This window comes from Shewanella sp. Koi 1 (assembly GCF_052907445.1).
Genome location: NZ_JBREJM010000001.1, coordinates 980,780 through 994,452, shown reverse-complemented (window position 1 = coordinate 994,452; position 13,673 = coordinate 980,780). Strand labels below are relative to the sequence as shown.

12 protein-coding genes are annotated in these 13,673 nt (G+C 47.9%); 5 read left to right on the top strand and 7 right to left on the bottom strand.

Going from position 1 to position 13,673, the window contains the following annotated elements:
- Positions 1–234 precede the first annotated feature (234 nt).
- On the bottom strand, positions 235–780 hold the full coding sequence (locus ACUZ8J_RS04435; protein ID WP_133180034.1) for a mechanosensitive ion channel family protein: 546 nt from the start codon (positions 778–780) through the stop codon (positions 235–237).
- A 98-nt stretch (positions 781–878) separates the two neighbouring features.
- Here ACUZ8J_RS04435 and ACUZ8J_RS04430 point away from each other — a divergent pair, with 98 nt between their 5' ends.
- The 4 genes from ACUZ8J_RS04430 to ahpF all read left to right on the top strand — a co-directional run bounded on the left by ACUZ8J_RS04430 (position 879) and on the right by ahpF (position 6,005).
- Positions 879–1,622 carry a spermidine synthase gene (locus tag ACUZ8J_RS04430; protein ID WP_023266586.1) on the top strand — a complete coding sequence of 248 codons (744 nt, stop codon included), beginning with the start codon at positions 879–881 and terminating at the stop codon, positions 1,620–1,622.
- Between the two features lie 89 nt (positions 1,623–1,711).
- Positions 1,712–3,247, top strand: coding sequence for a leucyl aminopeptidase (locus ACUZ8J_RS04425; RefSeq protein WP_023266587.1), 1,536 nt, complete (start codon positions 1,712–1,714; stop codon positions 3,245–3,247).
- Between the two features lie 375 nt (positions 3,248–3,622).
- The gene (gene ahpC / locus ACUZ8J_RS04420; RefSeq protein WP_011718128.1) at positions 3,623–4,192 is read left to right on the top strand and encodes an alkyl hydroperoxide reductase subunit C; all 570 of its coding nucleotides are present in this window, start codon (positions 3,623–3,625) and stop codon (positions 4,190–4,192) included.
- A 235-nt stretch (positions 4,193–4,427) separates the two neighbouring features.
- The gene (gene ahpF, locus ACUZ8J_RS04415) at positions 4,428–6,005 is read left to right on the top strand and encodes an alkyl hydroperoxide reductase subunit F (protein ID WP_446693184.1); all 1,578 of its coding nucleotides are present in this window, start codon (positions 4,428–4,430) and stop codon (positions 6,003–6,005) included.
- 463 nt (positions 6,006–6,468) lie between these two features.
- On the opposite strand, the gene ACUZ8J_RS04410 is transcribed toward ahpF, so the two are convergent.
- The 6 genes from ACUZ8J_RS04410 to brnQ form a co-directional block, all read right to left on the bottom strand.
- Positions 6,469–6,903 carry a GNAT family N-acetyltransferase gene (locus ACUZ8J_RS04410; RefSeq protein WP_446693183.1) on the bottom strand — a complete coding sequence of 145 codons (435 nt, stop codon included), beginning with the start codon at positions 6,901–6,903 and terminating at the stop codon, positions 6,469–6,471.
- A 13-nt stretch (positions 6,904–6,916) separates the two neighbouring features.
- Positions 6,917–7,246, bottom strand: a complete 330-nt coding sequence (locus ACUZ8J_RS04405) for a hypothetical protein (protein ID WP_011718131.1) — start codon at positions 7,244–7,246, stop codon at positions 6,917–6,919.
- Positions 7,247–7,284: 38 nt separating this feature from the next.
- Positions 7,285–9,009, bottom strand: a complete 1,725-nt coding sequence (gene recJ, locus ACUZ8J_RS04400; protein WP_086902656.1) for a single-stranded-DNA-specific exonuclease RecJ — start codon at positions 9,007–9,009, stop codon at positions 7,285–7,287.
- Between the two features lie 91 nt (positions 9,010–9,100).
- Positions 9,101–9,826 carry a bifunctional protein-disulfide isomerase/oxidoreductase DsbC gene (dsbC, locus tag ACUZ8J_RS04395; RefSeq protein WP_011621591.1) on the bottom strand — a complete coding sequence of 242 codons (726 nt, stop codon included), beginning with the start codon at positions 9,824–9,826 and terminating at the stop codon, positions 9,101–9,103.
- Positions 9,827–9,976: 150 nt separating this feature from the next.
- Entirely contained in the window at positions 9,977–10,879 is a 903-nt protein-coding gene (gene xerD, locus ACUZ8J_RS04390) for a site-specific tyrosine recombinase XerD (RefSeq protein ID WP_089067073.1), read from the bottom strand.
- An 82-nt stretch (positions 10,880–10,961) separates the two neighbouring features.
- The gene (brnQ, locus tag ACUZ8J_RS04385) at positions 10,962–12,377 is read right to left on the bottom strand and encodes a branched-chain amino acid transport system II carrier protein (RefSeq protein ID WP_167373550.1); all 1,416 of its coding nucleotides are present in this window, start codon (positions 12,375–12,377) and stop codon (positions 10,962–10,964) included.
- A gap of 526 nt (positions 12,378–12,903) precedes the next feature.
- Between brnQ and ACUZ8J_RS04380 the strand changes: the two genes are divergently transcribed.
- Positions 12,904–13,629: a tRNA1(Val) (adenine(37)-N6)-methyltransferase gene (locus tag ACUZ8J_RS04380; protein WP_446693182.1), complete on the top strand. Its 726-nt coding sequence runs from the start codon at positions 12,904–12,906 to the stop codon at positions 13,627–13,629.
- Positions 13,630–13,673: the final 44 nt, after the last annotated feature.

Sequence of the window (13,673 nt, the reverse complement as noted above, 5' to 3'; positions counted from 1 at the left end):
CTTGGTAAAAACAAAAACACGAATTCTAAGTACTAGACTGAGCTAAACCGTGCGACGTGACACAAACCAAGGTAAAGAAAAGGGAATGGATGTAAGCAAATACGCTGATTTTGTTATGAAAAACACTTCAAGCAAGTAAAGCTCACGGGAAGATAATAAATCTAATCAGTTCATGAGGCGCCGACAACAGTTTGCTAATAAATGTACTGCTGCGGCGCACATAAAGGAGAATAGTTACTCTAGGTCGAGTTTCTTTTTGCCATCCAGCAACGCTTGGCGCTCGGCGAGGGGCGCCTGATCCGCCAGCTTCAACACAGCCTTTTGCAGCATCAAATTGTTGGGATAGGTGATGGTATCGCCATTGTCCCTAAGGATAAGTACATGAAACAGCGCGATTTCGATAATCACGCCACTAATATCTTCATCCTTATCTACTACCCGAATACGCTCACCAATCCGATACGGAAACACAAAGAAAATCAGCACGCCTGCGGTTAAATTACTTAGTATCGACCATTGAGCGACTAAAGCGACGCCCATCACCGCAAACGCAGATGAGACAAACAGCGACACGTCCTGATAACCCAAGCCGAGGGACACCGCCATCAAAGACAGAGTGATAAAAAACATCACATAGGAAATAAACCGAGTAACAAGGCTGGTACGCGCCGCACTCACCTGCTTCATTAGTGAGAGTTTTTTCACCCATTGGGTTAAAGCACGCTGCAAAAAGATAAACACCGCAAGATAAATACAGGCAAGCAGGATTTGATTTGTCATAATAGCCACTTAAAAAACGAAACCAGCTGAATTCTAACTTTTTTGCACCAGCAGTTATAGAGTCCCAGATCAGCCCAACGCAAATAGAGTAATAAGTCATGGCCGACGCCACTTTGCTACACGAAACCCAAGATGCCCTAGGGCCAATCCGCGTGCTCGACTATGGTGATACCCGCGTGCTGTCCTTTGGCGACAACGATGAGCAGAGCAAAATTCTTAAAACCGCCCCGCACATCCCACAACATACCTATGTGCAAGGCATGCTACTGGTGTTGTTATTTTGCCAACCCAAAAGCGCCATCGTACTCGGCCTTGGCGGCGGCGCCCTCATACATGCCCTGCGCCGCTTCGATGCCGCAATTAAACTTACCGCAGTTGAACTTCGCCCGGCCGTGATTGAACTTGCCAAGCGTTACTTTCAATTACCGATTGGCAAAAAGCTTAATCTAATCAACCAAGATGCCGTCGCCTTTATGGCATCGGCTGAGCATAAAAAGGTCGATGTGATTTTTGCTGATATCTACAGTGCCAAAGGGGTCGATACGGGGCAACTCTCGCCTATCTTCCTTGAGCAATGCACACAACTCATTAAACCCAATGGCTATTTAGTGTTGAACTGCTGGAAGGAACACAGCCAAAATCGCGAGTTACTCGCCGATCTGCAACGCCATTTTGCCCACGTGCATGCCTGCCTCACCAGCGGTGGCAATTGGGTGATTTTTGCCAGCCAAACACCGCAATCTTTGGGCGCGTCGGCACTAAAGAGTCAGGCGCAAACCCTGTCACAGCAACTGGATTTTGCCCTTGAGCGTTCACTGACACGCTTTGGCCCTTGGAATTAAGATTAATCTCAGTCAAATGACTTAAATTAGTTAACCCTAAGACTCAGCTTTGCTATGCTTCTCACTCTCTACCGATTTGAGTTGTCACCATGAAAAATAAGAATAAATTTTTGTTAAGCGTTATGGCGCTGGCGTGCCTTAACTCTCTCAATGCTAACGCCGAAACCTTTAGTTTTGACACTCGTAACTCACTCAATTCCGACACATTAGTGCTGTTCCAAAGCGCTGATTCGACAACCTATAGTCTCGATTTTTTACCCCAATCGACTCAAGACCAACTCAACCTTGCGGTCGCCGACAACAGTTTTTCGGGTAAACGCGGTGAAATCTTAGAAATCCTAGTCCCGAGCGAAATCGATGCTAAGCGGGTTTTATTAGTTGGAATTGGTGATGCTAAGACCTTAACACCCGGTGAAATCAACATCTTAGGGGGCAATATTGCCGCCAAGCTTGAAACCGTGCCTCAAGCCACTGTGCGTGTGCTAACCCAAGGCTTAAGTAACGCGCCGCTGTTTGGCTCCGAATTAGCCCATGGCATTGAGCTGCGCAGCTACCGCTACACTCAATTTAAAGCCAGCAATCGCGCTGAGAAGAACTATCAAATCGGGGTTGATGACTTAAGCCTAAACCAAAAACACCATAAGAATCTGCAAGCTATTGAAGCGGGTGTGTTTTTAGCGCGGGACCTCACCAATGCGCCAGCAGGCATTATGTATCCCGAAAGCTTCGCCAACGAGGCGCGTAAACTTAAGTCCCTCGGCGTAAAAGTCACAGTGCTCGAAGCCAAAGATATTGAACGTTTAAACCTAGGTGCGTTAGCCGCGGTAGGTAAAGGCAGTGAGCGTCCACCTAAGCTGGTTGTCGCCCATTGGCCCGGCAGCAAAGAAGCCCCTATTGCTCTGGTGGGTAAAGGCATTACCTTCGACTCTGGCGGCTACAATATCAAGGCCACAGGCACCTCTATCGCGCGAATGAAGTCCGATATGGCGGGCGCAGCGACCGTGCTCGGCACAGTCAAGGCCATGGCTATTCAAAAGGCGCCGGTAAACCTAGTTGCGATTATGCCGATGGCGGAAAACATGGTATCGGGACATGCAATGATCCCAGGCGATGTGATTAAAACCGCCCAAGGCCTCACGGTTGAAGTGCTCAACACCGATGCAGAAGGCCGCTTAGTGTTAGCCGACGGTCTTTGGTATGCCCGTGAGAACTATCGTCCTTCGATTATCGTCGATGTGGCGACCCTCACAGGCTCGAAAGTGGGCGCGCTGGGTAGTGTGTATGCGGGATTATTTACCGATTCAGAGCCGCTAGTGCAGCAGCTCACCTTTGCGGGTCAACAGGTGGGAGAAAAAGTTTGGCGCTTGCCGTTAGATCAAGCCTACGACGATGAGCTGAAATCCACCATCGCCGATTTGAAGAATACCGGTAAAGAAGGCAGCGCGGGAGCATCATCTGCCGCCATGTTCCTCAAACACTTTGCGGGTGAGCAACCTTGGGCTCACCTCGATATCGCTGGCAATGCCTTAACCGCCACCGATACTGCCGTGGTGCCAGCTGGCGCCACTGGCTATGGTGTGCGCCTACTCAGCACTTGGTTAACTCAGCCTAAGGCGCAAAACTAGAACCTAGAACCTAGAACCTAGAACCTAGAACCTAGAACCTAGAACCTAGAACCTAGAACCTAGAACCTAGAACCTCAGTAGCTTGTTGTAATCGTTTTGATGTTTGAAGGGATATCGTCGATATCCCTTTTTTATTGCCTTTCTTATGTCTACTTAACCAAAGTAAACAATCAATTAGCCGCTAACACGCGCCAGTACTGCAAAATCGATTAACCCACTCTCTCAAATCTTTCAAATTCGACAAAATCGATTAGGATGATAGTTTTTATGCGTTATATTTATCATTCTGGACTGGGTAATATGCTTCACATCAACGGGACACAAGTTAAGTGACTCGTACTTAATTCACCATAATCAACTAAATGGAAGCATAAAATGACTCAGTCAATTATCAACAGCACAATCAAACCATTCAAAGCCACTGCTTACCACAATGGTGAGTTCGTTCCTGTAACTGAACAAGATCTGTTAGGTAAATGGTCAGTTGTATTCTTCTATCCAGCAGACTTCACTTTCGTTTGCCCAACTGAATTAGGCGACATGGCGGATCACTACGCTAAGTTACAATCTATGGGCGTTGAAGTTTACTCAGTATCGACTGACACTCACTTCACTCACAAAGCATGGCACGATACTTCTGACACCATCAAGAAGATCAACTTCCCAATGCTGGCTGACCCTACTGGCGTAATCAGCCGTAACTTCGGTGTGATGATCGAAGAAGAAGGTTTAGCACTGCGTGGTACTTTCGTTATCAACCCTGAAGGCCAAGTGAAAGTTGCTGAAATCCATGACCTAGGCATCGGCCGTAGCGCGTCTGAACTGGTTCGTAAGATCCAAGCCGCTCAGTACGTTGCAACTCACGATGGCGAAGTTTGCCCAGCTAAATGGCAACCAGGTGACGAAACCTTAGCACCATCTTTAGACCTAGTAGGCAAAATCTAATCTAGCCTAAAGGTCAACCCCGCCAACCTAGTATCTCAAGCTAGTTGGCAGCGCAGTAAGACGGCAATTGCACGCATCCCCATGAGCTTAGTATCTAAGTGATTGGGGTGAGTAAATGCAGCCAACGCAACTGCGGTGCCAAATAGGAAGAGATAACCGCCCCCTGCAAGGTTCTAGGTTGGCACCCTCGCGTTTTTCTCTCTTTTCAATTTTTTATACTGATTTTGGAGTCATCATGTTAGATGCGAATTTAAAAAATCAACTGCAAACCTATCTGCAAAACCTCAAGAGACCAGTTGAACTTGTCGTGTCAGCAGATGAAAGCAGAAAGTCTCAAGAATTAAAAAGCTTAGCCAATGACATCGTTAGCCTTTCAACATTAGTGAGCCTCAAAGAAGCTCAAGGCCCCCGCACGCCAGCGATGACAGTGGTTAACCCAGAACTCAATACTCAGATTAGCTTTGCTGGTCTGCCTATGGGTCACGAATTTACCTCACTCGTGTTAGCTCTGCTGCACACGGGTGGACACCCTATCAAACTCAGCGACGAAGTCATTGAGCAGATCCGTAATCTGCCAGGCAAATATGAGTTTGAAACCTATGTGTCACTCACCTGCCAAAACTGCCCTGATGTGATTCAGGCGCTGAATATGATGGCGGCGATTAACCCGAACATCACCAACGTGATGATCGACGGTGCCCTGTTCCAAGATGAAGTTGCCAGCCGTAATATCATGGCCGTACCGTCTGTGTACTTGAACGGTGAAGTCTTTGCCGCGGGTCGCATCAGCATTGGTGAGATCTTAAATAAACTCGATACTGGCGCGGCCAGCCGTAAAGCCGAAGAACTCAGCCCAAAAGCCCCATACGAAGTCTTAGTCGCCGGTGGTGGCCCAGCTGGTGCTGCGGCAGCGATTTATGCCGCCCGTAAAGGTCTGCGCACTGGTGTGGTGGCCGATAAATTCGGTGGCCAAGTCGCCGAAACTGTTGGTATCGAAAACTTTATTTCGGTAAAAGCAACTGAAGGTCCAAAATTGGTGGCAAACCTTGAAGCCCATGTACGTGACTATGAAGTCGATATCATGGATAACCAAAAAGCCGTTAAACTGGCAAGCGATGGCTTGTTCGAACTCGAACTGGCAAGCGGCGCTACACTGCGCAGCCGTACCATACTACTGGCAACCGGTGCTCGCTGGCGCGAAATGAACGTCCCTGGCGAGAAAGAATACCGTGGTAAAGGCGTTGCATACTGCCCACACTGCGACGGTCCATTATTTAAAGGTAAACGTGTAGCGGTAATCGGTGGCGGTAACTCAGGTATCGAAGCGGCAATCGACTTAGCGAACATAGTTGAACACGTCACAGTACTCGAGTTTGATAGCAAACTGCGCGCCGATGATGTGCTGCAACGTAAAGCGGCCTCTATGGGTAACATCAAAATCATTACTCAGGCGATGACCACTGAAGTGACTGGTGATGGTACGCGTGTTAACGGCTTGAACTATACCGACCGTGCAACAGGTGAAAGCCACCATATCGCGTTGGCTGGTATCTTCGTACAAATCGGTTTAGTGCCCAATGCCGAATGGTTAAAAGGCACTGTGGATTTGACTCCTCGCGGCGAAATCATCGTCGATGAGCGCGGCCAAACCTCAGTACCGGGCGTATTTGCCGCCGGTGACGTGACGAACTCACCTTACAAGCAAATCATCATCGCCATGGGTAGCGGTGCCAATGCCTCACTAGGTGCATTTGATTACTTAATTCGCCATAGCGATGACAGTACCGAAACCACAGCGACTAAAGCGGCTTAATCGTTAACGATTAATCCCCTCACTAAAAAGCCAGCTGATGCTGGCTTTTTGCTGTCTTAGAGAAATAACACTCTTCACAAAGAACGCGCTAATGCTTCTTGCTCTTTAGTGTCCAGAGATAAGAAATAACTGTATTTCATCTTTAACCTCCGAACCAAAACACAATATGCTCTGATCCTAAAGAAGTCTAAAACCAAACCGAATAAGCAAAAAGGAATCACTATTACGATAGTCATAGTGAGAAAAATATGAATGAACTCAGTGAAATTTCCAAACTCACTCATCACAGTTCGAAGCAGCGCAAAAAGAATGCCCCCTAAAGTCAGGTAAATGACATACAAGAATGATAAATAAGCAACCCTTATAAAAGCTCTTAATCCTTTCACCTTGATTCACCCATACTTATCAAATGGACATTCCACTTCGTCACATCCCCTAGGAAATCATTTATTGAGTACCATGCCTATTTACTGGATAAATCTGGGTATGGGTTCTCAAGCCTTATTTGCATTAGGGTTTCTGGTGTATCGACCGCTTTAAAACCAAATTGCGCATAGAGTCCATGGGCATCGCGGGTAGCGAGCATTATGCGTCTTAATCCTTGTAGATCAGGATGTTCCATAATTGCTGCCATCATCATCTTACTTAAACCTAAGCCGCGGTGAGATTCGAGGACAAACACATCGGCAAGGTAGGCAAAGGTGGCTTTATCGGTAATCAGTCGCGCAAAGGCAAGCTGCTGATTATCCTTATCAAACACCCCAAAACATAAACTGTTACTAAGCGCCTTTCGCAAGAGTTCTGGCGGCATACCCTGCGCCCAATAACTGTTGGAAATAAAACCATGGATAAGCTCAAAATCCATTTCCGTTTGCGCTGTGCTGACCCGGTATTCCATCACTCGCCTCGATTTAGCTGTTGTTGACGCTTACCAATAACATGAAAGCCATGGCAAATAACACTAATTTAGCTAATGAATACAAGGCTCCCGCCAGAGTGCCACCGCCATGGTTAGTAAATGCCAAGTGGCGATTGATTTCATATTTAAATAAATGGGCGAGATGACGATAAGCCAAAAAGTAAAGCAGTGAAGCGGCAGGCCAAATGCCGATAATCAGCATTTGGCCCTGTTCCTTGGTTGTCAAAAGTGCTGACAGAAAGGGAATACTCAAACATGCCGCATATATCCAGGCAAAACGCTTGAGTAACTGACGAATTTTTTTATCCGATAACGGCTTCAACTGAACTCCTTTTCATCTTACTTCCACGCAATCACTGACTACATTGGCTCGATTTGCTCGACCATCAACTGCAGGGTGAAATTACCGCGATATTCGTTCACATCCAGCTTATAAACGATGCGCGCATGTTGAATCGTCGCATCGGGCCAAGTGTGTAAATCCACATTAAAGGCAATCGCATCTAACATCACGGTACTGCATGGGGTTTCAAGCACTAATTTAAGGTGGCGCTCCCCCACAATCCGCTGCTGGATAATCTTAAAATAACCATCGAATAATGGCTCCTCGAAGGACTGACCCCAAGGTCCCGCATTACGCAGTAACTGGGCGATTTCGAGGGTAAGTTCCGTCGGAGTTAATTCGCCATCGGACCAAAGCTCACCCGTGAGCTGCTCAGGCTTTAACAGTTCACGCACCGCATCATCATAGGCTTTAGCAAAGGTTGCGAAGCCACCAGACTTTAAAGTTAAGCCCGCCGCCATTGCATGACCGCCAAATTTGCTGATAAGCCCAGGATGGCGAGAGTTAACCAACTCCAGCAGATCGCGCATATGCAAGCCTTTGATAGAACGCGCCGAGCCTTTAATTTCACCATTACCCGCGTCGGCAAAGGCGATAACGGGTCTGTGGTATTTATCTTTAATCCGCGAAGCAAGAATACCTATAACCCCTTGGTGCCAATCCTCTTGAAAGAGGGCAATACCCCACGGAAGTTGCTCTTCATTAAGCTTTAGATATTCAAGGCTTTTCAGCGCCTCTTGCTGCATTCCGACCTCAAGCTCACGTCGCTCTTGGTTGAGGCTATCGAGTTCTGCCGCCATCCGCCTTGCATACATGATGTCTTCGCACAACAGGGTTTCAACGCCAAGCGCCATTTCATCCAGCCTGCCGGCGGCATTAAGCCTTGGCCCTACGGCAAAGCCAAAGTCCGAGGCAACAATGCGAGCTGGATTACGTTTGGCCACTTCGAGTAAGGCGGTAATGCCCACACGGCATCGACCACTGCGTACCCGCTGCAATCCCGCCTCGACTAGAATACGATTGTTGGCATCGAGCGACACCACGTCGGCCACAGTGCCAAGGGCAACAATATCCAGCAGAGTGCCGAGGTTGGGCTCGGCAATACCGCGGGCTTGATACCAATGACGAGCGCGCAGCTCTGCCCTAAGCGCCGTCATCAGATAAAAGGCAACCCCGACGCCAGCAATCGATTTACTGGCAAACTGACAACCGGGCTGATTGGGATTCACTATGGCATCGGCCGCCGGTAACTCATGGCCGGGTAAGTGATGGTCGGTTATCACCACCTGCATGCCAAAGGCTTTGGCGGCGGCTACACCCTCAATAGAGGAAATACCGTTATCAACAGTAATCAGTAATTCTGCCTGTTTGGATGCCGCCACGGCGACAATCTCAGGGCTTAGGCCATAACCGTAATCGAAACGATTGGGGATCAGATAATCGACCTTGCTCGCGCCCATCATCCGCAGCGCTAGCAAACACACACTGGTCGAGGTAGCGCCGTCGGCATCAAAATCGCCGACGATCAGTATCGACTTATCCTGCTGCATCGCATCGGCAATTAGCTTAGCTGCTTGTTCTAAGCCCTTCATTGTATCGGGTCTTAACAGGCCTTTGAGCACCAGTTCGCATTCGTTGGGCATAACACCACGGCGGGCGTAAAGCTGTCTTAATAACGGCGGAAGGTGAGCGGGTAAATGGCTATCATCAACGGTTGGACGACGGACTATCTTATGGATCAAGGGAGCAAACTCTTAAGCAATCATGGGGCTAAGATAACAAAAAGGTGAGCCTTAAGCTCACCTTTAATGGGATAAATTTATCCGAAATGGATTATTTGCGAGCTTCTAAGGTACGCAGTAGATCGGCAGGTGGTTGATATCCGGGGATCATATTACCGTCTTCCAATACAATTGCAGGCGTGCCGTTAACGCCAAAGCTGGTACCTAGCTCATACTGCTCGGCAATCTTGGCATCACAAGTCGCGGCAGACACTTTTTTGCCCGCCTTGGCTTCTGTCATGGCCTTTAATGGATCCTTAGCACACCAAATAGCCTGCATCTCATCGGCATTGGCAGATGGTACACCAGCACGTGGGAAGGCTAAGTAACGCACGGTAATGCCAAGCTTGTTGTAGTCGGCCATTTGGCTATGTAACTTACGGCAGTAGCCACAGCTCACATCGGTAAACACAGTCACAACGTGTTTTTCATCCTTGGCTTTATATACCAACATATGATCTTCAAGCGGCTTCATCATCGCCAGACGAGGGCCAGCAAGCGCCGCTTCCGTCAGGTTTTTCATGCCCTTATCAATATCGTATAAATTACCGTGGAACAGTTTTGAGCCATCGCGGCTGATATAGAGCACGCCACGGTTGGTCATGGCTTGATATAAACCTTCGATCGGTGAATCCTGCATTGAAATCACTTCAACGTCTAACATCTCGCTGAGTTTTTGCTTAATCGCAGCGGTGTCGGGAGTGGTCGCCGTAGCGGCGCTGGCCAGAGGCGCAACAACAAGCGCGAAAACTAAAGATAATGCTCGGGTCAACTTCATGGGACTTCCTATTAAGTAAATCGCTACTGCGACATATGGGTCATCTTATTAGACCCTGTATGGGGGCAAAAAGTTACAGACAAGCTAGATAGAATGCAAATTTATACTGTAACTAAATTCAACCATTCGCGGTTTTGTGAAGGTTACAACTTAACCACGAGGATGATGCTGTTGGTGCAACTCTTGTAATCTCGCTCGCGCCACATGGGTATAAATTTGAGTCGTCGATAAGTCACTGTGACCTAAGAGTAATTGTACCACCCTAAGGTCGGCGCCATGGTTGAGTAAGTGGGTGGCAAAGGCATGACGCAGGGTATGGGGTGAAAGTTCGGTTTCGATGCCAGCGCGGCTCGCGTAGAGCTTGATCCGATGCCAAAAGGTTTGCCTCGTCATCATCTGTGCTCGCTTCGAAGGAAATACCACATCGGACTGGATATTGCCCAAGAGTTCGTGACGCGCAAAGCTTAAGTAGCGTTCAACCTCGGTAATGGCCAGCTCGCCCATGGGCACTAACCGCTCTTTACCGCCCTTACCCACAATCCGCACTAAACCTTGGCGCAAACTCATCTGCTCCAGGGTAAGCCCAACCAGCTCACTCACCCGCAATCCTGTGGCGTATAAGAGTTCAAGCATGGCTTTATCACGGCACTCGACGGGGTCGTCCACATTAGGCTCGGCCAGCAGTCTATCGACCTGTGACTCACTTAAGGAGTCTGGCAACTGCCGACTCAATTTGGGCGATTCGATCAGCGCCATAGGATCGCCAGCAATCTGTTTGGTCTGCAATAAATAAGTGTAAAAGCGCCGTAAACTGCTAAGTAGGCGTGCGCTACTGGTGCGGGCAAATTGTTGTTCGACTCGGTAGGCTAAATAGGCACGCACATCGGCTTGCCCCACCTCGATTAACCGCAGGCCTTGGCTCTGTTGATAGCGGTCAAAATGGCGTAAATCGGTGCGATAGGCACTCAAGGTGTTATCACTTAAGCCCTTACTGGACCAAAGATCATCGAGAAAGGCATCAATAAGCGGATCGCACTGATAGGTTTTAGCCACAAAAACTCCATAAAAAAACGGCGTATTCTAAGGATACGCCGTTGATATTAACTCAATTGTTCTGCTTGTGGCAGCGTCTTGTTTATGCCGCGCTGACCGCTTTCGCACCGCCGCGGCCAAACAATAAACACAGCACGATCACGACTAAGGTGGGCAGTAACCACGCCATGCCTTCTTCGTACAGTGGCAGGATTGACAGTGTCGGAGACATACCGCTAACGAGATCGATAAAGCTCTGCGCCGCTTCGGTGATGCCTTTACCGTCTTCACCAGTGAGGCCTTTCGCTGCGACTTTCATGCCATCGAAAATACCAAACAGCAGGGCTACAGACAGTGCTGCACGGTGTGCAAACTGTGGACGCGGGAAGTGCTCGGTCAAGAAGGTCACCGCCACTAAGGCAATCGCCACAGGGTAAACCGCCATTAACACTGGAATACTGATAGCAATTAACTGAGACAAGCCCACGTTTGCGATCAAGGCACAGATGGCACTCAGCAGAACCACTAAGAAACGGTAAGACAGCTTTGGCATCAGCTCATTGAAAAACTCAGAGCAGGCACTCACTAAACCGACCGCCGTGGTTAAGCAGGCTAAGGTCACAACGGTAGACAGTAATACCGTGCCTAAACTGCCAAACTCACGAGTCACATAGTTAGTTAAAATCTCGCCACCGTTTTTAGCACCTACGGCAATATCACCCGCCGTCGCACCTAAAAAGAACAAAGAAACATAAACAAATGCCAGACCTGCCGCCGCAATAAAGGCTGCGCGGATCAAGTATTTAGTCTGCGCGCTAGGTTGGTCGATCCCCTTTTTACGCAGCAGATCGATAATCAACATACCAAACATCAAAGATGCTAGGGTATCCATGGTGTTGTAGCCTTCGAGGATACCTTTGGTTAGCGGATGGTTTTGGTAGTCACCCACGGCCACGCCAACTTCTGCAGCGGGCAAAAACACCACAGACAGGGCTAAACCCACCAGCAATAACAACAAGATAGGCGTTAATACTTTACCGACGCTGTCGAGTAATTTACCGGGGAACAATGCCAGCAGCATAGTCACAGTAAAGAAGCACAGGGTATAGATAAGTTGCGACAAATTAAGCGACAAACTGCCGAGCATAACGGTCGCGCTAGTGTTGTCGATAAAGGGCTTAGCGCCGATTTCATAGGCCACAAGGCCCGTACGTGGCGCCGCAAACGCAGGCCCAATAATGATATAAATCGCGATGGCCAATGCGGTTGCCGCAAACACTGGTAGCATAGCCATAACCTTACCTTGAGCCTTAGCAACAGCAATGAGCCCGACTAAAGGTAAACCTACGGCAGTGATGAGAAAACCTAACATAGCAAGGGGCATATTCTCCCCGGCCAACATGCCCGCAAAGGGTGGAAAAATTAAGTTACCCGCCCCCAAAAAAAATGCGAAGGTCATAAAACCTAAGCCTAATGTATCCCCGATACTCATCTGATTGTCTTGCACGGAAAGCCCCATCTTGTCTTATTGTTTTTAATAAACTTAAGTGATTATGTGTCGATTAGCCATAGCTAAAACAAAGCCCATCCGGAGTGCAAATCTATGTTTACACAATTCCGTGGTAAATATGTGCGATATCTGCTGAGTTTATAAACAAAAATGAACTAAAAATTGGCTTCACTGCCGATTTATTCACCTAAAAACCCGTTCACCTATCCGTTAATCATAAAATTGATTAAAAATGGGGGCGAAACTAATATCAGAATTTAAAAACCAATACAACAGACAAGATTGTTTTCACCTAAAAAAGCCCTTCAATGCTAATTAACTGCTAACAATGCGTTACCGGGGTAATAAATTAAACCGTTAATTAAGTGAACTTCGACTCAAAACAGCATAAAAAACACAAAAACTAGATCTAAATGGAAGAATGAACTTATTTGTATCAGGCACAAAAATCTTAGCGAATATGCGTTATGCCCTTTAAAATAACGCTAGCCCTTATGGGCGATATCTTTATTATTCACTTAATGATGTAATTCCCATGGCATTTACCTTTAAACAATTCCACATTGACGACCTTAATTGCGGCATGCCCGTCAGCACCGACGGCGTAATATTAGGCGCATGGGCTCCCCTGTCGCAGGCTAAGCATATTCTCGATATTGGTGCGGGAAGTGGATTGTTAAGTTTAATGGCGGCGCAGCGTAGCCAAGGGCAGATCACCGCTGTCGAATTAGAAGAAAAAGCCGCAGCGGCCTGTAGATACAATATGACGCAAAGTCCGTGGGCGCAGCGCTGCCAGCTTATACATGGCGATATTCAGCACGTTTGCCAACAACCTGAGTATCAAGGGCATTTCGACCATATCATCTGCAACCCGCCCTACTTTGAGCATGGCCCCAAGGCAAACGAGCAACATAGGGCGATGGCGCGCCACACTGATACCTTAGGCTTTACGCCCTTACTCGAGGCGATAAATCAGTGCCTATCGCTTGAGGGTTATGCCAGCCTTATTTTGCCCATCCAAAGCCTGACGCGCTTTAAGGCTTGCCTAGATCAGACTGAACTTTATCTTGTGCAGGAAGTGAGGGTTAGCAGTGTGGAGAATAAGGTCGCCAATCGCGTGTTACTGCTGTTGGCTAAGACTGCGCAGACTAAAAGTCACGATGAATCCCGTCAATACACAGAGCTCACTCTACGCCGGGAAGATGGCCGCTACACCGAGAAAATGATTGCCCTGACAAAAGATTTTTATCTAAAACTGTAATTCAAACGAGTGATAAGGCTCATAGCAAGAGCCTTATCTTTTGT

What these genes read in the sequence shown, in the direction of transcription:
- ACUZ8J_RS04435 (WP_133180034.1), bottom strand. Translation starts at nt 780, where the DNA reads ATGACAAATCAAATCCTGCTTGCCTGTATTTATCTTGCGGTGTTTATC.
- ACUZ8J_RS04430 (WP_023266586.1), top strand. Translation starts at nt 879, where the DNA reads ATGGCCGACGCCACTTTGCTACACGAAACCCAAGATGCCCTAGGGCCA.
- ACUZ8J_RS04425 (WP_023266587.1), top strand. Translation starts at nt 1,712, where the DNA reads ATGAAAAATAAGAATAAATTTTTGTTAAGCGTTATGGCGCTGGCGTGC.
- ahpC (WP_011718128.1), top strand. Translation starts at nt 3,623, where the DNA reads ATGACTCAGTCAATTATCAACAGCACAATCAAACCATTCAAAGCCACT.
- ahpF (WP_446693184.1), top strand. Translation starts at nt 4,428, where the DNA reads ATGTTAGATGCGAATTTAAAAAATCAACTGCAAACCTATCTGCAAAAC.
- ACUZ8J_RS04410 (WP_446693183.1), bottom strand. Translation starts at nt 6,903, where the DNA reads ATGGAATACCGGGTCAGCACAGCGCAAACGGAAATGGATTTTGAGCTT.
- dsbC (WP_011621591.1), bottom strand. Translation starts at nt 9,826, where the DNA reads ATGAAGTTGACCCGAGCATTATCTTTAGTTTTCGCGCTTGTTGTTGCG.
- brnQ (WP_167373550.1), bottom strand. Translation starts at nt 12,377, where the DNA reads ATGGGGCTTTCCGTGCAAGACAATCAGATGAGTATCGGGGATACATTA.
- ACUZ8J_RS04380 (WP_446693182.1), top strand. Translation starts at nt 12,904, where the DNA reads ATGGCATTTACCTTTAAACAATTCCACATTGACGACCTTAATTGCGGC.